The organism is Pseudomonas sp. PDM27 (assembly GCF_019219205.1).
Taxonomy (GTDB): Bacteria; Pseudomonadota; Gammaproteobacteria; order Pseudomonadales; family Pseudomonadaceae; genus Aquipseudomonas; species Aquipseudomonas laurylsulfatiphila.
The window spans coordinates 350,670-376,460 of sequence record NZ_JAHUWF010000004.1; the positions used below are offsets into that span (position 1 = coordinate 350,670).

Genomic DNA, 25,791 nt, shown 5'->3' on the forward strand with positions numbered 1-25,791 from the left:
GTCATGCACGGCGAATCTCCAATCAAACGTCGCGAATCCCGCAAGATCTGGGTCGGTAACGTGCCTGTTGGCGGCGATGCGCCTATCGCTGTGCAGAGCATGACCAACAGCGACACCAATGATGTCGCGGCCACGGTCGCGCAAATCAATCGCCTGGAAGCGGCCGGCGTCGATATCGTGCGGGTTTCCGTACCGGACATGGACGCTGCCGAGGCCTTCGGCAAGATCAAGCAACTGGTCAAAGTCCCCCTGGTTGCCGACATCCACTTCGACTACCGCATCGCGTTGCGCGTCGCCGAGCTGGGGGTCGATTGCCTGCGGATCAACCCGGGCAACATCGGTCGCGAAGACCGCGTCCGCGCGGTGGTCGATGCCGCCCGTGACCGCGGGATCCCGATCCGTATTGGCGTGAACGCCGGTTCCCTGGAAAAAGACCTGCAAAAGAAATACGGCGAGCCGACCCCGGCCGCGCTGGTCGAGTCAGCCTTGCGTCACGTCGAGCACCTTGAACGCCTGAACTTCCAGGACTTCAAGGTCAGCGTGAAAGCCTCCGACGTGTTCATGGCCGTCGAAGCGTACCGCCTGCTGGCCAAGGAAATCGTCCAGCCACTGCACCTGGGCATCACCGAAGCCGGTGGTTTGCGTTCGGGCACGGTGAAATCCGCCGTGGGCCTCGGTATGCTGCTCGCCGAAGGGATTGGCGATACTATCCGCATCTCGTTGGCGGCCGACCCGGTCGAGGAAGTGAAAGTCGGCTACGACATTCTCAAATCCCTGCACCTGCGTTCCCGTGGCATCAACTTCATCGCCTGCCCGAGCTGCTCGCGGCAGAACTTCGATGTGGTCAAGACCATGAACGAGCTGGAAGGGCGCCTCGAGGATTTGCTGGTGCCGCTGGATGTCGCGGTCATCGGTTGCGTGGTCAACGGCCCGGGCGAAGCCAAGGAAGCCCATATCGGCTTGACCGGCGGCACGCCGAACCTGATTTACATCGACGGCAAGCCGTCGCAGAAACTGACGAATGACAATCTGGTGGATGAGCTTGAACGCTTGATCCGTCAGAAAGCGGCCGAAAAGGTCGAAGCTGACGCTGCCGTAATTGCGCGTGGCTGATCGAACGAATTAAGGAATTTAAGTGAGCAAGTCTCTGCAAGCCATTCGTGGCATGAACGACATCCTGCCCGAACAGACCCCCCTGTGGCGTCATTTCGAAGGCACCGTTTCGCGCCTGCTGGATAACTACGGTTACAAGCAGATCCGTATGCCGATCGTCGAGTTCACCGAGCTGTTCAAGCGCTCCATCGGTGAAGTGACCGACATCGTCGAAAAAGAGATGTACACCTTCGACGACCGCAACGGCGACTCCCTGACCCTGCGCCCTGAAGGCACGGCGGCCTGCGTGCGCGCGGTGCTGGAGCACGGCATCACCGGTGGCGGCCAGGTTCAGAAACTCTGGTACATCGGCCCGATGTTCCGCCACGAGCGTCCGCAGAAAGGCCGTTATCGTCAGTTCCACCAGATCGGTGTCGAGGTGTTCAACCTCGACGGTCCGGACATCGACGCCGAGCTGATCGTGCTGACCTGGCGCCTGTGGGGCGAGCTGGGCATCCGCGATGCGGTAAAGCTCGAGCTCAACAGCCTGGGTACCAGCGAATCCCGCGGCCGTTATCGCGAAGCGCTGGTCGAATACCTCTCGGCGCACATGGACAAGCTCGACGAAGACAGCCAGCGTCGCCTGAAAACCAACCCGCTGCGGGTTCTTGATACCAAGAACGCCGACACCCAGGCGGTATTGGTCGATGCGCCGAAGATGGCCGACTACCTCGACGAAGAATCCCGCGTGCACTTCGAGGGCCTCAAGGCTCGCCTGGATGCCGCCGGCATTCCTTACGTGATCAACCCGAAGCTGGTTCGCGGGCTGGATTACTACAGCAAGACCGTTTTCGAATGGGTCACCGACAAGCTCGGCGCCCAGGGCACCGTGTGTGCCGGTGGTCGTTACGACGGCCTGGTAGAGCAAATGGGCGGCAAGCCGACCGCCGGCGTTGGTTTTGCCATGGGCATCGAACGCCTGGTGCTGTTGCTGGAAACCCTGGAGCAGATTCCGGAGGAGATCTCCCGTCAGGTTGATGTCTATCTCTGCGCCTTCGGTGAAGCCGCCGAGCTCGCCGGGCTGACCCTGGCGGAGCGCGTTCGTGACCAGTTGCCCAACCTGCGCCTGCAAGTGAATGCCGGCGCCGGCAGTTTCAAAAGCCAGTTCAAGAAGGCCGACAAGAGCGGTGCGCTGTACGCGCTGATCCTCGGTGACGACGAAATGGCCCAGCAAGTGGTAGGTTTCAAACCCCTGCGTGGCCAGGGCGAACAACAAAGCATTGCCTGGGATGCGCTTGCAGCACACCTGGCCACCTGCGTCGTGCAGGGTTGAAGCTGTCTAAACAGCCGAATTAGCGATTAAGGAGTATTGGGGTGTCGAGTACCGAAGACGAACATTTGATGGAACTGAAGGAATGGTGGTCACGCAACGGTAAGCCCCTGGTCACTGGCGGCCTGTTGGCGCTGGTCATCGTGTTCGGCTGGCAGGCGTTCCACAAGTATCAGAGCAATCAGTCGCAAGGCGCCTCGATTCTCTATCAACAATTGCTCGAAACCACGCTGACGCCTGACGGCAAGCCTGATGCGGCCCGTGTTTCGGACCTGGCCGGCAAGCTTAACAGCGAGTACGGCGGCAGCGCCTACGCGCAGTACGGCAGCCTGTTCGTGGCCAAGGTAGCGGTCGACAGCGGCAAGCTGGACGACGCGGCCACCGAACTCAAGGCCATTGTCGCCAAACCGGCCAACCCGGCACTGGGCGAAATCGCCCGTCAGCGTCTGGCCCAGGTACTCGGCGCGCAGAACAAGGCCGACGAAGCCCTGAAGCTGCTCGAAGGCGATGCCGACAAGGCATTCCTGGCCACTCGCGAAGAACTCAAGGGCGACCTGCTGGTGCAGTTGGGTCGTACCGACGAGGCGAGCGCGGCGTATCAAAAAGCCAAGGCGGCACTGTCGGATGAAGCGGCGGTCGGTGGCCTGCAAATCAAGCTGGACGACCTGGCCAAAGGGGATGCGTGACGTGATTCGTTGGAAACATGCAGCATTGCTGGCCCTGGCCATTTTGGCCGCGGGTTGCAGCAGCAACAGCAAAAAAGAACTGCCTCCGGCCGAACTGGTCGACTTCAAGGAAGAAGTGGTTCTGCAAAAGCAGTGGAGTCGTTCGATCGGTGACGGTCAGGGCGAAACCTACAACATGCTGGTTCCGGCCATCGATGGCGATACCATCTATGCCGCCGACGTCACTGGCGTGTTGATGGCGATGGATCGCCACACGGGCGACGTCAAATGGAAGAAAGATCTCGAGCTGCCTGTTTCCGGCGCTGTCGGCGTTGGTTACGGTCTGGTCACGATCGGTACGATCAAGGGTGAAATCGTTGCCCTGGACGCGATCAACGGTGAAGAAAAGTGGCGCGCTCGCGTGTCCAGCGAAGTACTGGCACCGCCAGCCAACAACGGTGACGTTGTGGTGGTTCAGACTCAGGACGATCGCCTGATCGGCCTGGATGCCTCCACCGGTGATCGTCGCTGGATCTACGACAGCACGCCTGCGGTTCTGACCCTGCGGGGCACCAGTGCACCGATCGTGACCAACCGCCTCGCGGTGGCTGGCCTGTCGACCGGTAAAGTGGTTGCCGTGGACATCACCAACGGCGTACCGGTGTGGGAACAGCGCGTAGCGATCCCGCAAGGTCGTTCGGAGCTGGAGCGCGTGGTCGATATCGACGGTGGCTTGCTGCTGTCGGGCGAGACGCTGTATGTCGCCAGTTATCAGGGGCGCGTTGCCGCTCTGGACCTGCAAAGCGGCCGTCAGCTCTGGCAGCGTGATGCTTCCAGCTACGCCGGTGTCGCCCAGGGCTTTGGCACCGTTTATGTAAGCCTGTCTTCGGGTACCGTTGAAGGCGTCGACGAGCGTTCCACCACAGCCTTGTGGAGCAACGATTCGCTGGCCCGCCGTCAACTGTCGGCCCCGGAAGTGTTCTCCAGCTACGTTGCAGTCGGTGACCTGGAAGGTTACCTGCACCTGCTGAGTCAGGTGGACGGTCGATTCGTCGGCCGCGAGCGCATCGACAGCGACGGCCTGCGTGCCCGTCCGCTGGTGGTGGGTGACACGATTTATGTGTATGGCAACAGCGGCAAACTGGAAGCCCTGACCATCAAGTAAAGGTTTGACTATGCTTGGGGTTAACCCCCCCAGGCTGCTTCACTTGTGGGTATGAATGTGGGAGCGAGCCTGCTCGCGATGGACGTCAACGATAACGTTTGCGTCCTGAATGAACGCGGTGCCTTTGCGTTTATCGCGAGCAGGCTCGCTCCCACAGACAAGCGCGCAGTGTTGCCCCGAGCACCAGCCGCTGCCTCGCAGCGGCTTTTGTATTTTCTGAAATAACGAAGTGGAGAGCCGCATGGTTCCCGTAATCGCCCTGGTGGGCCGACCGAACGTCGGCAAGTCCACCTTGTTCAACCGCCTGACCAGGACTCGTGACGCCATCGTCGGCGACTTGTCCGGTCTGACCCGTGATCGCCAGTACGGTGAGGCCAAGTGGCAAGGGCGTTCCTACATTCTGATCGACACCGGCGGTATCTCCGGTGACGAGCACGGTATGGACGAAAAGATGGCCGAGCAGTCGCTGCTGGCCATCGAAGAAGCCGATGTCGTTCTGTTCCTGGTAGATGCCAAGGCCGGTTTTACCGCCGCCGACCAGATGATCGCCGAGCATTTGCGCAAACGTAACAAGCGTTCCCACGTGGTCGCCAACAAGGTCGACAACATCGACCCGGAAATGGCCCGCGCCGAATTCGCCCCGTTGGGCATGGGCCATGCGATCCCGATCGCCGGTGCCCACGGCCGTGGTATCACCCAGTTGCTGGAAGCGGCACTGAGTGAATTCCCGCGTGACGAAGACGAGCCGCAGGAAGGCGAAGAGGAAGAGGTCGTCGCCGAAGGCGAGGAAGCCAAGCGCATTCCTGGCCCAAGCGAAAAAGACGGGATCAAGATCGCGATCATCGGCCGTCCGAACGTCGGCAAGTCGACCCTGGTCAACCGCATGCTCGGTGAAGACCGGGTCATCGTCTACGACCAACCCGGCACCACCCGCGACAGTATCTACATCCCGTTCGAACGTAACGACGAGAAGTACACGCTGATCGACACCGCCGGTGTGCGCAAGCGCGGCAAGATCCACGAAGAAGTCGAAAAGTTCTCCGTGGTCAAAACCCTGCAGGCGATCAAAGACGCCAACGTGGTGATCTTCGTGATGGACGCCCGCGAAGGTGTGGTCGATCACGACCTCAACCTGTTGGGCTTCGCCATTGAATCGGGTCGTGCGCTGGTCATCGCGATCAACAAGTGGGACGGCATGACGCCGAGCGAGCGCGACTTCGTGAAGGTCGAGCTGCAACGTCGGCTGTTCTTCGTTGACTACGCCGATATCCACTTCATCTCGGCCTTGCACGGCACCGGCGTGGGCAACCTCTACGCGTCGGTACAGAACTCGTTCAAGTCTGCGGTTACCCGTTGGCCGACCAGCCGCCTGACCCAGATCCTCGAAGATGCGGTCAGCGAGCACCAGCCGCCAATGGTCAACAGCCGTCGGATCAAGCTGCGTTATGCCCACCTTGGTGGTGCAAACCCGCCAATCATCGTGATCCACGGCAACCAGATCGAGAAGGTGCCGAAGTCCTACGTGCGTTACCTGGAAAACACTTACCGCCGTGTCCTGAAGCTGGTCGGTACGCCGATCCGCATCGAGTTCAAGGGCGGCGAGAACCCGTACGAAGGCAACAAGAACACGCTCACCGACCGTCAGGTCAACAAGAAGCGTCGTTTGATGTCGCACCACAAGAAAGCCGACAAGAAGCGCCGCGACAAGCGATAAAAGCAGTTGCAAGCTTCAAGCTTCAAGCTTCAAGTCAAAGCAAAAAGGGTCCTTTCCAGGGCCCTTTTTTGCGTCTGGAGGTTTGGCGCTTGACCACTTGCAGCTTGCAGCTTGAAACTTGTAGCTCACCTGCAAGGGGCTATCGATGATCACCAGCAAGCTGCCGAATGTCGGCATCACCATCTTCACGCAGATGTCTCAGCTCGCGGCACAGACCGGCGCGCTCAATCTGTCCCAGGGCTTTCCCGATTTCGCGGCCCCGCAGGCCCTGTGCGATGCGGTTGGCCGGCATATCGCCGGTGGCCATAACCAGTATTCGCCGATGACCGGCCTGCCGGTGTTGCGTCAGCAGATTGCGGTGAAGATTGCCCGCAGCTATGGCACGCAGGTGGATGCGGATACTGAAGTGACGGTCACCCCAGGCGCGACCGAAGCGATTTTCTGTGCCATTCAGGCGGTTATCCACAGCGGCGACGAAGTCATCGTGTTTGACCCGGCATACGACAGCTACGAGCCCTCGGTAGAACTGGCCGGCGGTCGTTGCGTGCATGTACAACTGGGCTTGAACGATTTCAGTATCGACTTCGAGAAGCTTGCCCAGGCGCTGAGCCCGCGCACGCGGATGATCATTCTCAACTCCCCGCACAACCCCAGTGGTGCATTGATCAGTCGTGCCGAACTCGATCAGTTGGCGGCGTTGATCCGCGATCGCGACATCTATCTGATCAGCGACGAAGTCTACGAACACCTGGTGTATGACGGTGTGCCCCATGTCAGCGTGCTGGCCCATGAAGAGCTGTATCAGCGTGCTTTCGTGGTCAGCTCGTTCGGCAAGACCTACCACGTCACCGGCTGGAAAACCGGCTACGTGGTCGCGCCGCCGGCCCTGACGGCGGAATTGCGCAAGGTGCATCAGTACGTCAATTTCTGTGGTGTGACACCGCTGCAATACGCCTTGGCCGATTTCATGGCCGAACATCCGGAGCACGTCGAAGAGCTGCCGGACTTCTATCAGGCCAAGCGTGATCTGTTCTGCGATCTGCTGGTGCCGTCGCGTTTCAGTTTCACCCGGGTGACCGGCACCTATTTCCAGTTGGTCGATTACTCGCAGATCCGCCCGGACCTCAATGATGTCGAGATGGCCCTGTGGATGACTCGCGAGCATGGTGTGGCCAGTATCCCGATCTCGGTGTTCTACCAGACACCGCCTGAAGGGCAGCGTCTGGTGCGGCTGTGCTTTGCCAAGCGTGAGGAGACCCTGCGTGAAGCGGCGGAAAAACTATGCGTGATCTGAGTGCATTGCCGAACCTGACTGTGGCGCTGATCCAGACATCCCTGGCCTGGCACGACCGTCAGGCCAACCTGGAGCATTTCGAGTCATTGCTGGAGCTGGCTCGTGGCGCTGACCTGATCATTCTGCCGGAGATGTTCACCACCGGTTTTTCCATGGAATCCGAGACCCTCGCGGAATCGGAAAACGGCCCCACCAGCAAGTGGCTGCGGGTTCAGGCGGCAAGACTTGATGCCGTGATTACCGGCAGCGTGATCATCCAGGCCGCCGACGGCAGCCATCGCAATCGCCTGCTGTGGGCACGCCCGGATGGCGAGGTGCTGCATTACGACAAGCGTCACCTGTTCCGCATGGCCGGTGAGCATAACCACTACACCCCGGGCGAGCGCCAGGTGCAGTTCGAGTTAAAGGGCTGGCGCGTGCGGCCGCTGATTTGCTACGACTTGCGCTTCCCGGTGTGGAGTCGTGACGCTCAGGACACGGATCTGCTGCTGTACACCGCGAACTGGCCGGGTGCGCGACGCCAGCATTGGAACCGTCTGCTGCCGGCGCGGGCGATCGAGAATCTGTGCTACGTGGCGGCAGTCAATCGCGTTGGCACCGATGGCAAAGGCTTCGCCTATACCGGGGACAGCCAGGTGCTGGATTTCCAGGGCGAAACGTTGCTCAGTGCGGGGGAGGCTGACGGGGTGTTCAAGGTGACGCTGGATGCGGCAGAGCTGGCCGCGTATCGGCAGCGGTTTCCGGCGAATCTGGATGCCGATACCTTCGAGTTCACCTGAAATCTTTTCTGTCTGACGGGGCCCCATCGCGAGCAAGCTCGCTCCCACAGTGGTTAATGTGAACACGGACAATGTGGGAGCGAGCTTGCTCGCGATGGGGCCAGGACAAACAGCACAAAAACGGACAGGCAAACAAAAGGCCCCGAGGTGCAAACCCCGGGGCCTTTTGCATTGCAGCAAAGTCTTACGCCGCTTTCGCTTCCGGCTGGCTCAGCGAACGGTTCAGCGCACTGAACAGGGCCTTGAAGCTGGCGGTGGTGATGTTTTCATCGATGCCGACGCCATGCACCGCACGTTCGCCGTTCACGCGCAGTTCAATGTAGGCCGCAGCCTTGGCATTGGTGCCCGCGCCAATGGCGTGTTCGTTGTAGTCCATGATCTCCACCGGGATCGGCAGACCGGCCACCAGTGCTTCCAGGGCACCGTTGCCCTTGCCGCGCCAGTGCAGGTTGGTCTCGCCCTGGCCTTTGCTGGCCACTTCCACTTCGACGGAGCTGTGACCATTTTCTTCCTGCAGGCGATGGCTGACCAGCGCGTACGGGGTGTTGGCCTGCAAGTACTCGCTGTGCAGCAGCGCGTGGATTTGCTGGGCAGTCATCTCAAGGCCCAGGCGGTCGGTTTCACGCTGCACGACCTGGCTGAACTCGATCTGCATGCGACGTGGCAAGCTGATGCCGTATTCCTGCTCCAGGAGGTAGGCGATGCCACCCTTGCCCGACTGGCTGTTGACGCGGATGACCGCCTCGTAGCTGCGGCCGATGTCAGCCGGGTCGATCGGCAGGTACGGCACTTCCCACAAGGCATCGGATTTCTGCTGGGCGAAGCCCTTGCGGATTGCGTCCTGGTGCGAACCGGAGAACGCGGTGTGCACCAGGTCGCCGACGTACGGGTGACGCGGGTGTACCTGGATCTGGTTGCACTCTTCGACGACTTTGCGCACGCCGTCGATGTCGGAGAAGTCCAGTTCAGGGTTCACGCCCTGGGTGTAGAGGTTCAGGGCCACGGTCACCAGGTCGACGTTGCCGGTACGCTCGCCGTTGCCGAACAGGCAGCCTTCGACACGGTCGGCGCCGGCCATCAGGCCCAGTTCGGTGGCAGCAACGCCAGTGCCACGGTCGTTGTGGGTGTGCAGGCTGATGATCACGCTGTCACGACGGTTGATGTGACGGCCGAACCATTCGATCTGGTCGGCATAGATGTTCGGGGTCGCGCATTCGACGGTGGCCGGCAGGTTGAGGATCATCTTGTGTTCGGGCGTCGGGTTCCAGACCTCGATGACCGCGTCGCAGACTTCCTTGGCGAACTCCAGTTCGGTGGCGCTGAAGGTCTCTGGCGAGTATTCGAAGGTCCACTCGGTGTCCGGCTGCATGGCTGCGTATTTGACGAACAGCTTGGCGGCGTTCACGGCGATGGCCTTGACCCCGTCCTTGTCCTGGTTGAAGACAATGCGGCGGAAGGAAGGGGAGGTCGCGTTGTACAGGTGAACGATGGCTTTCTTCGCGCCGCGCAGGGATTCGAAGGTGCGCTCGATCAGGTCTTCACGGCCCTGGGTCAGCACCTGGATGGTGGTGTCGTCCGGGATGTGGTTGCCTTCGATCAGGGTACGGACGAAGTCGAAGTCGGTTTGCGAAGCGGCCGGGAACGATGCTTCGATTTCCTTCACGCCGACCTGCACCAGGGTTTTCCAGAAGCGCAGCTTCTTGACGGCGTCCATCGGCTCGATCAGCGACTGGTTGCCGTCGCGCAGGTCGGAACTGCACCAGATCGGTGCGGCGGTGATGGTTTTCGATGGCCAGGTGCGGTCCGGAATGTCGATGGTCGGGAACGCGCGGTATTTCGAAGACGGGTCTTTGAGCATGCTCATCGGGAAATCCTTATTGTGTGGGCCGAAAAAAGGCGGCCTGCCGGTGGATCAAAAGTTCTTGGACTAACGCTTGGGACGAGGCACCACGATTCAGCCCGGCAGTCGTGCACTGACAAGGCACAGGCTGCTGTGCTGGCGGAGCTGAATGAGGGTGTGAGAGGTTTTCATGCCTTCAACCCTAACCGCGGGGGGAAAGGATGGCAAGCAGTCGAAAAAAATTGAGAGGAATACTCGTGGGCGGGTATTTATCGAGATTTTATTGCTTCAAATGGTTGCGATGATCTTGTTTTTTGCGCGAGGTTCAGGCGGTGCGCAATTGGTGTGGGGCATGGCTGGACGACTTTCGGTGCCTGTGAAATTGCCATCGCGAGCAAGCTCGCTCCCACAGTGTCCGTGTTCACGCAGATCCAATGTGGGAGCGAGCTTGCTCGCGATGGCGTCAGCTGCCTTACGCAATAATCAAGGTTGAAACGCACCAATGAAAATGGCCGGATCCACTCGCGCATCGTTCAGGCTGACGTTCCAGTGCATATGCGGCCCTGTCGCCCGGCCGGTCGCGCCGACCTTGCCAACCACACCACCCCGGGCCAGCTGTTGCCCCACCTTCACGTCGATTTTCGACATATGGCAGAACATGCTGATGAAGCCCTGGCCATGGTCGACGAACACCGTATTGCCATTGAAGAAGTAGTTGCCGATCAGGATCACCTTGCCCGCGGCCGGGGTCTTGATCGGTGTGCCGGCGCCCACCGCGAAATCCAGACCCGAATGAGGATTACGCTCCTCACCGTTGAAGAAGCGCCGCACGCCAAACTTGCTCGACAGCGGCCCGTTCACCGGTTTGTCCAGCAGCAGGTTGCTTGGCGTATTGGGGCTGAACGTGCGGTAAGCGGCAATCTGCTCGGCCAGTTCACGCTCGATGCGCTTGAGATTTTCCGGGTCCGGATTGACCTGCTGGGTGTTCTTCAGGGTGATGCGCTGTTCCGGGTATTTCTTGTTGCCAACCGTAAAATTCAGATTGCGACCACCGCTACTGATCGATTGGGCTCCCGGCTTGACCGTCAACGGTACGCCGACGATGGCCAGCCAGTTGTTCTGCTCCTTCACGACCAGCACGGGTTTGCCTTGATAACTGGCTTTTGGCGCTTGGGCGGAGGGGCCCAGATCCACCACCGCCACGCCGCCCGGCACCGGTTTGTTCAACAGGCGGGTGATGTAGCTGTCGGCGTGGGCGTTGAAGGTCAGGAGCAGCAATAGCAATGGAGCCAGGAAACGCGGCATGGATCAGTCCAGTAAAGAAAGGGTGACAGGCGTCAGGTGGTTGTCTTCGACCCGCACTTGCAGTTCGCCTTCGCCCAGCTTGGCCTTCAGGCGCTGGCCGGTGTGGGTTTGCGCGGCGTTGCGGATTGCGTTGCCGCGCTCGTCCAGCAAGATGCTGTAGCCGCGGCCGAGGGTCGCCAGCGGGCTGACCACATGCAGGGTCTGCATCTGGCTGTGCAACTGCAGGCGACGGTTCTTCAGCCCTTCGCGGATGGCGCGGGGCAGGCGTTCGGCCAGGCTGTCCAGACGCTGGCGCAGCATTGCCAGTTGCCGGCCCGGATGTTGTGCGGCCAGACGGGTTTCCAGGCGGATCAAGCGTTCGCGACGGGTGTTGAGGCTACGCTCGAACGCGCGGCGCATGCGCATGTCCAGGTCATCCAGGCGTTGCGCTTGTTGGCGCAGACGCTCGCCGGGATGGCGCAGGCGGCGAGAGATACCTTCCAGGCGCAGGCGGTCGCGCATCAAACGGTCACGCATGCGCATCACCAGCCGGCGGTGCAGGCTCTCGACCCGACGCACCAGGTCACTGGAATCCGGTGCCAGCAATTCGGCGGCAGCGGAAGGGGTGGGCGCGCGAACGTCGGCGACGAAGTCGCTGATCGACACGTCGGTTTCATGGCCGACCGCGCTGACAATAGGCGTCACGCAAGCGTCCACGGCACGGGCCACGGCTTCTTCGTTGAAACACCAGAGGTCTTCCAGCGAACCGCCGCCCCGGGCCAGGATCAGGGCGTCGAAACCCCGGGCATCCGCCAGTTTCAGCGCACGGACAATCTGTGCGGTGGCTTCGCGGCCCTGTACGGCGGTGGGGATCAGCGTCAACTGCACCTGCGGTGCGCGACGGCGGAACACGCTGATGATGTCGCGGATCACCGCTCCGGTGGGCGAACTGATGATGCCGATGCGTTGCGGATGCGCCGGTAGCGGGACCTTGCGCTCGGCACTGAACAGGCCTTCGGCGCTGAGCTTTTCCTTGAGTGCATCGAAGGCCAGGCGCAAGGCGCCATCGCCGGCCGGCTCCACGGTATCGAGGATCAGTTGATAATCACCGCGCCCCTCGAACAACGAGACCTTGCCGCGCACCTTGACCGCCAGCCCGTCCTTCAAGGCCTGGCGAACCCGTGCCGCGTTCTGCCGGAACAGCGCGCAACGCACCTGGGCGCCGCTGTCCTTGAGGGTGAAATACACGTGGCCGGACGCCGGGCGGGCGAGGTTGGAGATCTCGCCCTCTACCCAGATGTTGCTGAACACGTCTTCGAGCAACACCCGCGCGCGGCCGTTGAGCTGGCTGACGGTCAGGACTTCGCGGTCCAGGCCGAGTCTTGCAAAGGGATCTTTAATCATGGGGCGCAGTTTAAAGGCATTCTTCAAGTGAATGCACGACCCCTATATCACCAAATGCTCGAGGAACTGTTGAACCAGTGCCGTCGGGTGTTTGCGGTACGCCAGAGCGACGCAGCTAAGGCTGCCGGGGTCTGCCAAAGGCAAGAAATGAACGTTGGGCGGCGCAATGTCTTGCATCGATTCCGGCAAGAGGGCGATACCAAATCCCGCCTGGATCAGTTGCAGTTGCGTGGTTTTACGCGAAATTACCCGAGCTGCCTTGGGAAAGAAGCCTTGGCGCATGCACAACTCGGCAGACAGGTAGCTAAGACCGCCTCGCTGGGGATGAGGGATGGAAATAAACGCTTCGTCGCGTAGCTGCTCCAGGTTGATCTTCCGCCCGGATCTGTCCCCGGCCAGCCAGTGATCGGGCGGGACTGCCACCAGCAAAGGTTCGTCGTACAGCGGGTCGATTTGCACCTCTTCACACTGACGCAGCACTGGCAGGCGCAATAGGCCGATGTCCAGTCGGCCGTCCGCCAACTCTTGCAGCTGCGCCTCGGAAGACAACTGAGCGATGTCCATGGACACGCCGGGATGATGTTCGAGATAACGGCCGACGCTGCGCAGCAGTCGGCCGCTCATGGGCACAGTGCTGGAATGGCTCAAACGTAAGGTGCCGTGCTGACCTTTGCCGATCCTGGTGGCCGTCTCGCTGGCTTTGATCAGCTCGCTCAACAGGTTTTTGGCGCGGGGTAAGAAAGCCTCACCCGCTGGAGTGAGCTGGGGCCGCCGCGCAGTACGTTCGAAAAGTGGGGTTTGCAGGTGGACTTCCATGTCCTTGATTTGCCGGCTCAGGGCCGATTGGGCGATGAACAGGCGCTCGGCTGCGGCGCCGAAGCTGCCGCATTCAGCGATTTCAACGAAGTAACGCAGTTGCCGGGTTGAAAGCACAAGGCATGCCTTTTTGAGATGGGTTAGTGGCTTTGATGATATTAGTCGCAACGCTCGGCGATGGCTAAAGTCAGCGAACTTAAAGTAGAGGAACGCTGCAATGAGCGTATTGACGTTGTTGAACCAATGGCCTTTCAGCGCCATGGACTGGCTGGTTATCGGCGCAGGCATCGCCCTGGCCTACATCGTGTTCGGCATCGCCGGGTTCGGTACGGCGTTGATCGCCGGGCCGATTCTGATTCTGTTCATGCCGCTCTCGAAGATCGTGCCGTTGCTGGTGTTGCTCGATTTTGTCGCGGCATTCGGCAATCTGTTGCCTTCGCGGCGGGATGTCGCCCGGCCGGAGCTGTTGCGGCTGTTGCCCTGCATGGCGGTGGGCTGCACGCTGGGGGTGATTTTCCTGCTGAACCTCAAGTCCGATCTGTTGCTGCTGTTGATGGGGCTGTTTATCAGTGTCTATGCGATCTACAGCCTGTGGGTCAAAACCCGCCCGACGCAGTTGTCTGCCGTGTGGGCACTGCCGATGGGGACGGTGGGCGGGATGTTTGGCGCGTTGTTTGGCAGCGGCGGCTTTCTCTATGCGATCTATCTGAACAGCCGTTTGCCCAAGGAGGCGGCAAGGGCGACCCAGAGTGCGCTGATCAGTTGTAGTACGGTGGTGCGTTTGAGTCTGTTTGCTATCGCCGGGGTGTATGCCGATTTGCCGTTGCTGGTGCTGGCGGTGTGTCTGTTGCCGGCGATGGCGCTGGGGTTGTGGGTCGGGCGGCGCCTGACTATGCGGATGTCTCGCGAGGCGTTCGTGCGCCTGGTGACGTGGCTGGTGCTGGCCAGTGGGATTGCGTTGATTGGGCGATATCTCAGCACCTGAAGATTCAACCTGTTGCAGGGGCCTTTTTGTGGGAGCGAGCTTGCTCGCGATAGCGGTCGAACAGACACATCAATGTTGAATATGACGCCCTCATCGCGAGCAAGCTCGCTCCCACAGAAGAGCCCTCACCGCAAGTTGTTCAATCGTTGTACTGGCTCAACAACCGCTCCAGTCGTGCACTGAGGCGGCGCTTGATTTCGGTCTCGATGTGCGGGGCGAAATCGTCGATCACGTCTTGCATGATCAACTGCGCGGCGGCACGCAGTTCGCTGTCCAGGTGCAACAGGTCATCCGGGTTCTTGCTGGCGGCAGGCGCCGGCGCAGCCGCGATGACCGGTTCAACGATCGGGGCGGGGGCTGTCGGTTCGACGGGCGGCGAAGGCTCGCTGACCGCGTCGAACAACATGGGAATCTGTTCCTGATCGCCTTCCTCGACCGTGTCGGTCAGCAGGGGCGGTTGCAGGTTGTCATCGCCGAGCAATTGGCGGATCGACTCAAGGTCGTCCAGCAGGTGCGCGGACTGTTGCAGCGGTTTTGGAGTGTCCATTGGAAGGCTCAGAGTCGCTGTAAACGGTGATCTTGCAGAGGATAGCCCTGTTCGCGGTAGAAACGGAAACTCTCCCGCGCGGCCTGGCGAATCGTCGGGTCTTCCACCACCACTTCCGCCACGCGGGCGAAACGCTGGGCGAAGGCCGGGACTTTCAGGTCGAGATTGACCAGCAAGTCCTGATGCTGACCGCAATCGTCACCCAAACCCAGGACAATCAAGCCATCCGGTTCGTTTTCGGCGGGGCCGTGGGGCACGAAGCTTTCACCCTTGAACGTCCAGAGGCGTGCGTCGAGATCGTTGCGTTGGGCGGCGTCGCTGCAATGCAGGTAGACACGGTGACCCATGCGCCAGGCCTTTTCGGTGAGCTTGCAGGCGAAATCCAGGCGTGCCGAAGGATCGGCGCTGGGCAGGATATAGAAGTCGACTTTGGTCATTGCGGTTCCTGATCCCTTGGGGGCACTGCCCGAAAGCAATGCCCCCCAGGGTCATTGGTTTCAGGCTTTGGCGCGGTCCAGCAGGTATTGGGTCAGCAAAGGAACCGGACGGCCAGTGGCGCCCTTGTCCTTGCCGCCGCTGGTCCAGGCGGTGCCGGCGATGTCCAGGTGCGCCCAGTTCAGGTTCTTGGTGAAGCGCGACAGGAAGCAGGCGGCGGTGATGGTGCCGGCTTTCGGGCCGCCAATGTTGGCGATATCGGCGAACGGGCTGTCCAGCTGTTCCTGATACTCATCGAACAGCGGCAGTTGCCAGGCGCGGTCGTCGGCAGCCTTGCCGGCGCTCAGCAGTTGGCCGATCAGTTCGTCGTTGTTGCCCAGCAGGCCCGACGTGTGGGAACCCAGGGCGACCACGCAGGCACCGGTCAGGGTCGCGATGTCGATGACCGCTTGCGGCTTGAAGCGCTCGGAGTAGGTCAGGGCGTCGCACAGCACCAGACGGCCTTCGGCGTCGGTGTTGAGGATTTCCACGGTCTGGCCGCTCATGGTGGTGACAATGTCGCCAGGGCGCGAAGCGTTGCCGCTCGGCATGTTCTCGGCACAGGCCAGGATGCACACCAGGTTGATCGGCAGCTTCAGTTCCAGCACGGCACGCAGGGTACCGAACACGCTGGCGGCACCGCCCATGTCGTACTTCATTTCATCCATGCCGGCGCCGGGCTTGAGGCTGATGCCGCCGGTGTCGAAGGTGATGCCTTTGCCGACCAGCGCATACGGCTTCTCGGATTTCTTGCCACCGTTGTATTGCATGACGATCAGGCGTGGCGGCTGGGCGCTGCCCTGGCCTACGGCGTAGAACGAACCCATGCCCAGGGCCTTGATCTTCTTCTCGTCGAGGACTTCGACTTTCAGATCCTTGAATTCCTTGCCGAGGTCTTTCGCCTGCTCACCGAGGAAAGTCGGGTGGCAGATGTTCGGCGGCAGGTTGCCCAGGTTACGGGTGAAGGCCATGCCGTTGGCGATGGCAGTGGCGTGGGTCACGGCGCGCTGCACTTCAGCCTGGGCCGCCTTGATGGTCAGCAGGGTGATTTTCTTCAGGGCGCGGGGATCGGCTTTCTGGCTCTTGAACTGCTCGAAGCTGTATTCGCCGTCCACCAGGGTTTCGGCCAGCAGGCGGGTCTTGCCATAGCTGTCGCGGCCCTTGACCACGACTTCGTCGAGGGCCAGTACCGCATCGCTGCCGCCCAGGCCCTTCAGGGTATTGAGAATGCCGGCGATGATTTTGCGGAACGGGCGGTCACCCAGCTCGTCGTCCTTGCCAATGCCCACCAGCAGCACACGTTCGGCCTTGAGGTTCGGCAGGCTGTGCAGCAACAGGCTCTGGCCAACCTTGCCGGCCAGGTCGCCGCGCTTGAGCACTGCGCTGATCGCGCCGCCGCTCAGTTCGTCGAGTTGTTTGGCAACGGCACTGAGCTTGCGGCCTTCGCCGACGGAGACCACGAGAGTGGCGGTCTTCAACGTTTCCGGGTTGACGCTTTTTACAACCAGTTCCATGTCCGGGTCCCTGAATTGATGGTTATCACGCATGCGCCCGACACCTTATGTGCGTCGATTGCTTATAAAAGAAAGGCGCCAGGATCGACCGGCGACAAAGGCCGCAGTTTGAACCTCGCTACCGGCGGCTGACAACCCTCGGTTGTACGATCTTCATGGAATTGACGGCCCTGTTGCAGGAGCGAGCTTGCTCGCGATGAACCCGAGACCACCGCGGGGCTTCAGGCTCCCCGCGTTATCATTGACGACCATCGCGAACCAGCTCGCTCCTACACCTGCCCAATGCATTGCGCAGTGACAGGCGCACCCAATCACAGGATAATGCGCCATCTTTTTTCGGCGGCTCTGTCTTGCGGGCTGTCCGATACGTTTGCTTGTTTGGCCGCCTTAGCCTGACAACCCTGGAGTGTCTGGTTTGATCGTCTTCCGTTATCTGTCCCGCGAAGTCCTGTTGACCTTGAGCGCCGTCAGCGCCGTGCTGCTGGTCATCATCATGAGCGGTCGCTTCATCAAATACCTCGCCCAGGCCGCCTCGGGCCTGCTGGATCCGGGCTCGCTGTTCCTGATCATGGGCTTTCGCATGCCGGGGTTCCTCCAGCTGATCCTGCCGCTGGGGCTGTTTCTCGGGATCCTGTTGTCCTACGGGCGGATGTACCTCGAAAGCGAAATGACCGTGCTCTCGGCCACCGGCATGAGCCAGCAGCGGCTGGTCTGGATGACGATGTTTCCGGCCACCCTGGTTGCACTCGTCGTCGCGTGGCTGAGCCTGAGCCTGGCGCCACAGGGGGCCAATCAGTTTCAGCTGCTGCTGAACAAGCAGGATGCCCTCACCGAATTCGATACCCTGGAACCGGGGCGCTTCCAGTCCCTGCGTGACGGCACCCGGGTCACCTATACCGAGCGCATGTCGGATGATCGCGTGAATCTGGGTGGTGTGTTCATCTCGCAGAAGAACATCAGTTCCAACAACAAGGATCGCGGAATTTCTGTGCTGGTGGCGGAAAAGGGGCGTCAGGAAATTCGCCCGGACGGCAACCGCTACCTGATCCTGGATAACGGCTATCGCTATGACGGTAGTCCGGGTCAGGCCGACTACCGGGCGATCAAGTACGACGAGTACGGTGTATTGCTGCCAAAACCGGAAGTCAGCGACGAAGTCACCGACCGTGACGCGATGCCGACCAGTACGTTGATCGGCAGTGAAGACATTCGCATGCGCGCCGAATTGCAATGGCGCATCTCGCTGCCATTGCTGGTGTTCATCGTGACCTTGATGGCCGTGCCGCTGTCGCGGGTCAACCCGCGTCAGGGCCGATTCCTCAAATTATTGCCGGCTATTCTTCTTTATATGGCTTACCTGAGCATTCTGATTGCCGCCCGCGGTGCCCTTGATAAAGGCAAGATCCCCGCAGTGGTGGGCTTGTGGTGGGTGCACGGGATTTTCCTGACCATTGGCCTGGGCCTGCTTTATTGGGAGCCTTTGCGCTTGAAGCGGGCGAGTCGCCGCAGCGCGCTGGAGGTGGCCCGTGGTTAAGCTGGATCGCTACATTGGTAGCAGCGTGTTCATGGCGATTCTCGCGGTGCTCGGGATCATTCTTGGTCTGGCGACGCTGTTTGCCTTCATCGACGAGATGGGTGAAGTCAGCGATACCTACACCCTGGTCGATGTGCTGAGCTATGTGACGCTGACGGCACCGCGCCGGATGTACGAAATGCTGCCGATGGCCGCGCTGATCGGTTGCCTGATCGGCCTGGGCACTCTGGCCAGCAACAGTGAATTGACGATCATGCGCGCCGCCGGTGTGTCGATCGGCCGGATCGTCTGGGCGGTCATGAAGCCGATGCTGGTGTTGATGCTGGCTGGCTTGCTGATTGGCGAGTACGTCGCTCCGCCCGCTGAAACCGCGGCGCAGGCCAATCGCTCGCTGGCCCAGGGCAGCGGCGATGCACAAAGCGCCAAGCACGGTTTGTGGCACCGCCAGGGCGATGAGTTCATTCACGTCAACTCGGTGCAGCCTAACGGCATCCTGTACGGCGTGACCCGCTATCGTATCGACAGCGAACGGCACATGCTGTCGGCGAGTTTCGCCAAGCGTGCCGAGTTCGATACGGATCACTGGCAGTTGACGGACGTCACGACCACGGTGTTCCACGAGCGCAGCACTGAAGTGGTGTCGACCCCGGTCGAGCGTTGGAACGTGGCCTTGAGTCCGCAATTGCTGAGCACGGTGGTCATGGTGCCAGAGTCGCTGTCGATCAGCGGTCTGTGGGGTTATATCCACTACCTGGCGGACCAGGGTTTGAACAACAGCCGTTACTGGCTGGCATTTTGGGTCAAGGTGTTGCAGCCGCTGGTGACTGCCGCCCTGGTGTTGATGGCGATTTCCTTCATCTTTGGTCCGCTGCGTTCGGTGACCCTGGGTCAACGGGTGTTCACCGGCGTGCTGGTGGGCTTCACCTTCCGCATCGTTCAGGATTTGCTGGGCCCTTCGAGCCAGGTGTTCGGCTTCCCACCCTTGCTTTCAGTGCTGGTGCCGGCGGGTATTTGTGCCGTGGCCGGGCTCTGGCTGTTGCGCCGGGCCGGTTGATGGCGGGCTTTTTCCGAGCGCTTTGACGATCAAAAACGCCCTTGTCGCAAGACCGGGGCGTTTTTGTAGGTGCCGTCTGACCTGCGAACGTGACGCTAGTGCCGTGGATCAGGTACAATTCCCGGCTATTTTTCGGCGGGCTATGCCTGCAGCCTTTTTGAGTGTTGATCCGTGAGTGATTTGAGTCATATCCGCAATTTCTCCATCATCGCCCACATTGACCATGGCAAGTCGACGCTGGCCGATCGCTTCATCCAGATGTGTGGCGGCCTGGCCGAGCGCGAAATGGAAGCCCAGGTCCTGGACTCCATGGACCTCGAGCGCGAGCGCGGGATCACCATCAAGGCGCACAGCGTTACTCTGTATTACAAAGCCAAAGACGGTATCAACTACCAGCTGAACTTCATTGACACCCCTGGCCACGTCGACTTCACCTACGAAGTCAGCCGTTCGCTGGCGGCCTGTGAAGGTGCGCTGCTGGTGGTCGACGCCGGTCAAGGCGTTGAAGCGCAGTCGGTTGCCAACTGCTACACGGCGATCGAGCAGGGCCTGGAAGTGATGCCGGTGCTGAACAAGATCGACCTGCCACAGGCCGATCCTGAGCGCGTCAAGGAAGAAATCGAAAAAATCATCGGCATCGATGCCACCGACGCAGTCACTTGCTCTGCCAAGACCGGTCTGGGCGTCGATGAAGTGCTCGAGCGCCTGGTGACCACCATTCCGGCGCCGACCGGCAACATCGAAGATCCGCTGCAAGCGTTGATCATCGACTCCTGGTTCGACAACTACCTGGGCGTTGTGTCCCTGGTGCGCGTGCGCCACGGCCGCGTGAAGAAGGGCGACAAGATCCTGGTCAAGTCCACCGGCAAGATCCACCTGGTGGACAGCGTCGGTGTATTCAACCCGAAACACACCCCGACCGTTGACCTGAAGGCCGGCGAAGTGGGCTTCATCATCGCCAGCATCAAGGACATTCACGGTGCGCCAGTGGGCGATACCCTGACCTTGAGCTCGACGCCGGACGTCGACGTGCTGCCAGGCTTCAAGCGCATTCAGCCGCAGGTGTACGCCGGCCTGTTCCCGGTCAGCTCCGACGACTTCGAAGACTTCCGCGAGGCGCTGCAAAAGCTCACCCTCAACGATTCGTCGCTGCAATACACGCCGGAAAGCTCCGACGCCCTGGGCTTCGGCTTCCGTTGCGGTTTCCTCGGCATGCTGCACATGGAAATCATCCAGGAGCGCCTGGAGCGCGAGTACAACCTGGACCTGATCACCACGGCGCCGACGGTAATCTTCGAGCTGCTGCTCAAGACCGGCGAGACGATCTACGTCGATAACCCGTCGAAGCTGCCGGACCTGTCTGCCATCGAAGACATGCGCGAGCCGATCGTGCGCGCCAATATTCTTGTGCCGCAAGAGCACCTGGGCAACGTCATTACCCTGTGCATCGAAAAGCGCGGTGTACAGGTCGACATGCTGTTCCTCGGCTCTCAGGTACAAGTGACCTACGACTTGCCGATGAACGAAGTGGTGCTGGACTTCTTCGATCGCCTGAAATCCACCAGTCGCGGCTATGCTTCTCTGGACTACCATTTCGATCGTTACCAATCGGCCAGCCTGGTGAAACTGGACGTGCTGATCAACGGTGACAAGGTCGACGCCCTGGCGCTGATCGTGCACCGTGACAATTCGCACTACAAAGGTCGCCAGCTGACCGAGAAGATGAAGGATCTGATTCCGCGGCAGATGTTCGACGTGGCAATCCAGGCCGCCATTGGCGGGCAGATTGTGGCGCGGACAACCGTCAAGGCGCTCAGAAAGAACGTATTGGCCAAATGCTACGGTGGTGACGTCAGCCGTAAGAAAAAGCTGCTGGAAAAGCAAAAGGCCGGTAAGAAACGCATGAAGCAGGTCGGCAACGTGGAAATTCCACAGGAAGCCTTCCTTGCAGTGCTCAGGTTGGATAGTTAGGTCCTATGTCACTAAATTTCCCGCTGTTGCTGGTCATCGCCGTATTTGTCTGCGGCCTGTTGGCGTTGCTCGATCTGTTGATCCTGGCCCCGCGTCGGCGTGCCGCCATCGCTTCCTATCAGGGCAGCGTCAGCCAGCCTGACATGGTCGTGGTCGAGCAGCTGAACAAAGAGCCGCTGCTGGTCGAATACGGCAAGTCGTTCTTCCCGGTGTTGTTCATCGTGCTGGTGCTGCGTTCGTTCCTGGTGGAACCGTTCCAGATTCCTTCCGGCTCGATGAAGCCAACCCTGGATGTCGGCGACTTCATCCTGGTGAGCAAGTTTTCCTACGGGATCCGCTTGCCGGTGATCGACAAGAAAGTCATCGAAGTCGGTGATCCGCAGCGCGGTGATGTGATGGTATTCCGCTACCCGAGCGATCCGAACGTCAACTACATCAAGCGTGTGGTTGGCTTGCCGGGCGACACGGTTCGCTACACCGCCGACAAGCGTCTGTTCGTCAACGGTCAATCGATTGCCGAGCAACTGGTCGGCTCCGAGCCGGGCACGCTGGGCAGCGCCGAACTCTACAAGGAAAAACTCGGCGCCGCCGAGCACATGATCCGTAAAGAGATGAGTCGCTACCGCGCCATGCCGGACCATTCGTGGACCGTGCCGGCCGGGCACTACTTCATGATGGGCGACAACCGCGACAACTCGAACGACAGTCGCTACTGGGATGATCCGAGCATTCCCAAGGATCTGCTGGGCATGGTTCCCGACAAGAATATCGTCGGCAAGGCCTTCGCGGTCTGGATGAGCTGGCCGGAACCCAAACTCAGTCACCTGCCGAATTTCTCGCGGGTTGGCCTGATCAAGTAATCAAACACGGCGCTGTTGAACACAGCGCCGAATGCATTTCTGGAACCTGAAGAAGGTGACGGAAAAAGCATGAAGCCAATGATATTCAGGACGTTATTTTTGAACACAGCGTTAATTGTCCCAAGCCTGCGCCGCCTCACGGCGATGGCAGTGCAATCGAACCACGAACTCAGCGTGGGTAAACCGTGAGCGTCTCCTTAAGCCGTCTAGAGCGTCAGCTCGGCTACACCTTCAAGGATCAGGAACTGATGGTCCTGGCCCTGACCCACCGCAGTTTTGCCGGGCGTAACAACGAACGCCTGGAATTCCTCGGTGACGCCATCCTCAACTTCGTCGCCGGCGAGGCCTTGTTCGAGCGTTTCCCGCTGGCCCGCGAAGGCCAGTTGTCGCGTTTGCGCGCGCGCCTGGTGAAAGGTGAGACCCTGGCCGTATTGGCCCGTGGTTTCGATCTGGGCGAGTACCTGCGCCTGGGCTCGGGCGAGCTGAAGAGCGGCGGTTTCCGTCGCGAGTCGATTCTGGCCGATGCCCTCGAAGCGCTGATCGGTGCGATCTACCTCGATGCCGGCATGGAAGTGGCCCGCGAGCGTGTGCTCGCCTGGCTGGCCGGAGAGTTCGAAGGCCTGACGCTGGTCGACACCAACAAAGATCCGAAGACCCGCCTGCAAGAGTTCCTGCAGTCCCGTGGTTGTGAGCTGCCGCGTTACGAAGTGGTGGATATCCAGGGTGAGCCGCATTGCCGGACGTTCTTCGTCGAATGCGAAATCATCTTACTGAATGAAAAAAGCCGAGGTCAGGGTGTGAGCCGTCGTATTGCCGAACAGGTAGCGGCCGCCGCAGCACTGATTGCCCTGGGTGTGGAGAATGGCAATGACTGATACAAACGCAACGCGCTGTGGCTATGTTGCCATCGTCGGCCGTCCGAACGTGGGCAAGTCCACGCTGCTGAACCACATCCTGGGTCAGAAGCTGGCGATCACCTCGCGCAAGCCGCAAACCACCCGCCACAACATGCTCGGTATCAAGACCGAGGGTGACGTGCAGGCGATCTACGTCGACACCCCCGGTATGCACAAGGGTGGCGAGAAGGCCCTGAACCGCTACATGAACAAGACCGCTTCGGCGGCGTTGAAAGACGTCGACGTGGTGATCTTCGTGGTCGACCGCACCAAGTGGACCGAAGAGGACCAGATGGTGCTCGAGCGCGTCCAGTACGTGACCGGTCCGCTGATCGTGGCGCTGAACAAGACCGATCGCATCGAAGACAAGGCCGAGCTGATGCCGCACCTGAGCTGGTTGCAGGAGCAGCTGCCGAATGCGCAGATCATCCCGATTTCCGCGCAGCACGGGCACAACCTCGATGCACTGGAGCGGGTGATTGCCGAGCATTTGCCGGAAAACGATCACTTCTTCCCGGAAGACCAGATCACCGACCGCAGCAGCCGTTTCCTCGCCGCCGAGCTTGTGCGCGAGAAAATCATGCGCCAGATGGGCGCCGAGTTGCCATACCAGATCACCGTTGAAATCGAAGAGTTCAAGCAGCAGGGCAAGACCCTGCACATCCATGCCTTGATCCTCGTCGAGCGCGATGGCCAGAAGAAAATCATCATTGGCGACAAGGGCGAGCGCATCAAGCGTATCGGCACCGAAGCGCGCAAGGACATGGAGCTGCTGTTCGACTCCAAGATCATGCTCAACCTGTGGGTCAAGGTTAAGGGCGGCTGGTCCGATGACGAGCGTGCGTTGCGTTCGCTGGGTTATGGCGACCTGTAAGACTCGGTTCCTGATACACCAGTGAAACCCTGTGGGAGCGAGCTTGCTCGCGATGAGGGCCTGAAATTCAACATCAATGTTGACTGACAGACCGCAATCGCGAGCAAGCTCGCTCCCACATTGGTTTTGGGGTGTTTGTAAGATCGTGTTCCCATCTTGAGAATTCTGATTGCCATGTCCTCAACCCCGCCAATCGGCCAACCCGCCTACGTCCTGCACTCCCGCGCCTACCGTGAAAACAGTGCGCTGGTGGATTTCCTGACGCCCCAAGGCCGGCTGCGGGCGGTGTTGCGCAGTGCGCGGGGCAAGGCCGGGACGCTGGCGCGGCCGTTCGTGCCATTGGAAGTCGAGTTCCGGGGCAAGGGCGAGCTGAAGAACGTCGGGCGCATGGAAAGTGCCGGTGTTTCCACCTGGCTCAATGGCGAGGCGCTGTTCAGCGGTCTTTACCTCAATGAGCTGCTGATTCGCCTGCTGCCCGCTGAAGATCCGCTCCCTTCGGTGTTCGATCATTACGCCGCCACCTTGCTGGCCCTGGCCGAAGGCCGACCCCTGGAGCCCTTGCTGCGCTCCTTCGAATGGCGCTTGCTCGATGACCTCGGCTACGGGTTTTCCCTGACGACTGATATTCACGATCAGCCCATCGCACCGGACGGCCTCTACCGTTTGCAAGTGGATGCCGGGCTGGAGCGGGTCTACCTGCTGCAACCGGGTCTGTTCAACGGCACCGAACTGCTGGCCATGGCTGAGGCCGACTGGTCTGCCCCTGGCGCTCTGTCTGCCGCCAAGCGCTTGATGCGCCAGGCGTTGGCCGTTCACCTGGGCGGCCGTCCACTTGTCAGTCGCGAGCTGTTTCGCAAGCCCTGATCACACCGTATGCTGTGCACCGAACTTTCTCTTCTTCTGGAGCGCTTTCCGTGACCACCAGCACCCGTATTCTTCTTGGCGTGAACATCGACCACGTTGCCACCCTGCGTCAGGCCCGGGGCACCCGTTATCCGGACCCGGTCAAGGCAGCACTGGACGCGGAAGAGGCGGGCGCTGACGGCATCACCGTGCACCTGCGCGAAGACCGCCGGCACATTCAGGAGCGCGACGTTCTGGTGCTCAAGGACGTGCTGCAAACCCGCATGAACTTCGAAATGGGCATCACCGAAGAAATGATGCAATTCGCCGAACGCATCCGCCCGGCGCACATTTGCCTGGTGCCGGAAACCCGTCAGGAGCTGACCACCGAAGGCGGACTGGACGTGGCGGGGCAGGAAGCGCGGATCAAGGCGGCGGTTGAACGCCTGTCGAAGATCGGCTCCGAAGTGTCGCTGTTCATCGACGCCGACGAGCGTCAGATCGAAGCCTCGCGCCGTGTTGGCGCCCCGGCCATCGAACTGCACACCGGGCGTTATGCCGATGCCGAGACACCGACCGAAGTCGCCGAAGAACTCAAGCGTGTGGCCGATGGCGTGGCCTTCGGCCTGGCCCAGGGGTTGATCGTCAATGCCGGGCATGGCCTGCATTATCACAACGTGGAAGCCGTGGCGGCGATCAAGGGCATCAACGAGCTGAACATCGGGCATGCGCTGGTGGCCCATGCGTTGTTCGTTGGCTTCAAGTCGGCGGTGTCGGAGATGAAGGCGCTGATTCTGGCGGCGGCTGCCAAGGCTTAAATCCAACACAAAACCCTGTGGGAGCGAGCTTGCTCGCG

General features: G+C 60.6%; 23 protein-coding genes. 16 read left to right on the forward strand and 7 right to left on the reverse strand.

The window, feature by feature from the left end; genetic code table 11:
* Positions 1 to 3: 3 nt before the first annotated feature.
* The 7 genes from ispG to KW838_RS11825 all read left to right on the forward strand — a co-directional run bounded on the left by ispG (position 4) and on the right by KW838_RS11825 (position 8,039).
* The gene (gene ispG, locus KW838_RS11795; protein WP_003185136.1) at positions 4 to 1,113 is read left to right on the forward strand and encodes a flavodoxin-dependent (E)-4-hydroxy-3-methylbut-2-enyl-diphosphate synthase; all 1,110 of its coding nucleotides are present in this window, start codon (positions 4 to 6) and stop codon (positions 1,111 to 1,113) included.
* Between the two features lie 22 nt (positions 1,114 to 1,135).
* Complete coding sequence (hisS, locus tag KW838_RS11800; protein WP_007973994.1) at positions 1,136 to 2,425, forward strand: histidine--tRNA ligase; 1,290 nt, start codon at positions 1,136 to 1,138, stop codon at positions 2,423 to 2,425.
* 41 nt (positions 2,426 to 2,466) lie between these two features.
* Entirely contained in the window at positions 2,467 to 3,108 is a 642-nt protein-coding gene (locus KW838_RS11805) for a tetratricopeptide repeat protein (protein ID WP_102699120.1), read from the forward strand.
* Complete coding sequence (bamB, locus tag KW838_RS11810; protein ID WP_102699119.1) at positions 3,101 to 4,252, forward strand: outer membrane protein assembly factor BamB; 1,152 nt, start codon at positions 3,101 to 3,103, stop codon at positions 4,250 to 4,252. The genes KW838_RS11805 and bamB overlap by 8 nt, the downstream gene beginning before the upstream one ends.
* 241 nt (positions 4,253 to 4,493) lie before the next feature.
* On the forward strand, positions 4,494 to 5,966 hold the full coding sequence (der, locus tag KW838_RS11815; RefSeq protein WP_007973987.1) for a ribosome biogenesis GTPase Der: 1,473 nt from the start codon (positions 4,494 to 4,496) through the stop codon (positions 5,964 to 5,966).
* 145 nt (positions 5,967 to 6,111) lie between these two features.
* The gene (locus KW838_RS11820; protein WP_218501154.1) at positions 6,112 to 7,260 is read left to right on the forward strand and encodes a pyridoxal phosphate-dependent aminotransferase; all 1,149 of its coding nucleotides are present in this window, start codon (positions 6,112 to 6,114) and stop codon (positions 7,258 to 7,260) included.
* Positions 7,248 to 8,039, forward strand: coding sequence for an amidohydrolase (locus KW838_RS11825; RefSeq protein ID WP_218501155.1), 792 nt, complete (start codon positions 7,248 to 7,250; stop codon positions 8,037 to 8,039). The genes KW838_RS11820 and KW838_RS11825 overlap by 13 nt, the downstream gene beginning before the upstream one ends.
* 184 nt (positions 8,040 to 8,223) lie before the next feature.
* Here the strand turns inward: KW838_RS11825 and leuA are convergent, their stop codons facing one another.
* The 4 genes from leuA to KW838_RS11845 all read right to left on the reverse strand — a co-directional run bounded on the left by leuA (position 8,224) and on the right by KW838_RS11845 (position 13,500).
* Complete coding sequence (gene leuA, locus KW838_RS11830) at positions 8,224 to 9,903, reverse strand: 2-isopropylmalate synthase (RefSeq protein ID WP_102699116.1); 1,680 nt, start codon at positions 9,901 to 9,903, stop codon at positions 8,224 to 8,226.
* A 459-nt stretch (positions 9,904 to 10,362) separates the two neighbouring features.
* A complete protein-coding gene (locus tag KW838_RS11835) occupies positions 10,363 to 11,184 on the reverse strand; it encodes a M23 family metallopeptidase (RefSeq protein WP_102699114.1) in 822 nt (273 codons plus the stop codon).
* A gap of 3 nt (positions 11,185 to 11,187) precedes the next feature.
* Positions 11,188 to 12,567 carry an exodeoxyribonuclease VII large subunit gene (gene xseA / locus KW838_RS11840; RefSeq protein WP_008053235.1) on the reverse strand — a complete coding sequence of 460 codons (1,380 nt, stop codon included), beginning with the start codon at positions 12,565 to 12,567 and terminating at the stop codon, positions 11,188 to 11,190.
* Positions 12,568 to 12,609: 42 nt separating this feature from the next.
* Positions 12,610 to 13,500: a LysR family transcriptional regulator gene (locus KW838_RS11845; protein ID WP_102699113.1), complete on the reverse strand. Its 891-nt coding sequence runs from the start codon at positions 13,498 to 13,500 to the stop codon at positions 12,610 to 12,612.
* Positions 13,501 to 13,600: 100 nt separating this feature from the next.
* Here KW838_RS11845 and KW838_RS11850 point away from each other — a divergent pair, with 100 nt between their 5' ends.
* Entirely contained in the window at positions 13,601 to 14,368 is a 768-nt protein-coding gene (locus KW838_RS11850) for a sulfite exporter TauE/SafE family protein (RefSeq protein WP_218501156.1), read from the forward strand.
* Between the two features lie 139 nt (positions 14,369 to 14,507).
* On the opposite strand, the gene KW838_RS11855 is transcribed toward KW838_RS11850, so the two are convergent.
* The 3 genes from KW838_RS11855 to KW838_RS11865 are packed head-to-tail and all read right to left on the reverse strand — an operon-like array spanning position 14,508 to position 16,903.
* Positions 14,508 to 14,915: a DNA polymerase III subunit chi gene (locus KW838_RS11855; protein ID WP_102699111.1), complete on the reverse strand. Its 408-nt coding sequence runs from the start codon at positions 14,913 to 14,915 to the stop codon at positions 14,508 to 14,510.
* Between the two features lie 8 nt (positions 14,916 to 14,923).
* The gene (locus tag KW838_RS11860) at positions 14,924 to 15,352 is read right to left on the reverse strand and encodes a DNA polymerase III subunit chi (RefSeq protein ID WP_015093639.1); all 429 of its coding nucleotides are present in this window, start codon (positions 15,350 to 15,352) and stop codon (positions 14,924 to 14,926) included.
* 60 nt (positions 15,353 to 15,412) lie between these two features.
* Positions 15,413 to 16,903 (reverse strand): leucyl aminopeptidase, encoded by a 1,491-nt coding sequence (locus tag KW838_RS11865; protein ID WP_218501202.1) that lies wholly within the window; start codon positions 16,901 to 16,903, stop codon positions 15,413 to 15,415.
* Between the two features lie 415 nt (positions 16,904 to 17,318).
* On the opposite strand from KW838_RS11865, the gene lptF reads away from it, so the two are divergent.
* The 8 genes from lptF (at position 17,319) to pdxJ (ending at position 25,753) form a co-directional block, all read left to right on the forward strand.
* Positions 17,319 to 18,437, forward strand: coding sequence for an LPS export ABC transporter permease LptF (lptF, locus tag KW838_RS11870; protein ID WP_218501157.1), 1,119 nt, complete (start codon positions 17,319 to 17,321; stop codon positions 18,435 to 18,437).
* Entirely contained in the window at positions 18,430 to 19,491 is a 1,062-nt protein-coding gene (lptG, locus tag KW838_RS11875; protein ID WP_102699109.1) for an LPS export ABC transporter permease LptG, read from the forward strand. The genes lptF and lptG overlap by 8 nt, the downstream gene beginning before the upstream one ends.
* A 171-nt stretch (positions 19,492 to 19,662) precedes the next feature.
* Positions 19,663 to 21,462, forward strand: coding sequence for a translation elongation factor 4 (gene lepA, locus KW838_RS11880; protein ID WP_007973962.1), 1,800 nt, complete (start codon positions 19,663 to 19,665; stop codon positions 21,460 to 21,462).
* Positions 21,463 to 21,467: 5 nt separating this feature from the next.
* Positions 21,468 to 22,322 (forward strand): signal peptidase I, encoded by an 855-nt coding sequence (gene lepB, locus KW838_RS11885; protein ID WP_015093643.1) that lies wholly within the window; start codon positions 21,468 to 21,470, stop codon positions 22,320 to 22,322.
* A gap of 185 nt (positions 22,323 to 22,507) precedes the next feature.
* Complete coding sequence (gene rnc, locus KW838_RS11890) at positions 22,508 to 23,197, forward strand: ribonuclease III (protein ID WP_007973960.1); 690 nt, start codon at positions 22,508 to 22,510, stop codon at positions 23,195 to 23,197.
* On the forward strand, positions 23,190 to 24,092 hold the full coding sequence (gene era, locus KW838_RS11895) for a GTPase Era (RefSeq protein WP_007973959.1): 903 nt from the start codon (positions 23,190 to 23,192) through the stop codon (positions 24,090 to 24,092). The genes rnc and era overlap by 8 nt, the downstream gene beginning before the upstream one ends.
* Positions 24,093 to 24,266: 174 nt before the next feature.
* Positions 24,267 to 24,956: a DNA repair protein RecO gene (recO, locus tag KW838_RS11900; protein WP_102699107.1), complete on the forward strand. Its 690-nt coding sequence runs from the start codon at positions 24,267 to 24,269 to the stop codon at positions 24,954 to 24,956.
* 50 nt (positions 24,957 to 25,006) lie between these two features.
* Positions 25,007 to 25,753 carry a pyridoxine 5'-phosphate synthase gene (gene pdxJ, locus KW838_RS11905; protein WP_007973957.1) on the forward strand — a complete coding sequence of 249 codons (747 nt, stop codon included), beginning with the start codon at positions 25,007 to 25,009 and terminating at the stop codon, positions 25,751 to 25,753.
* Positions 25,754 to 25,791: the final 38 nt, after the last annotated feature.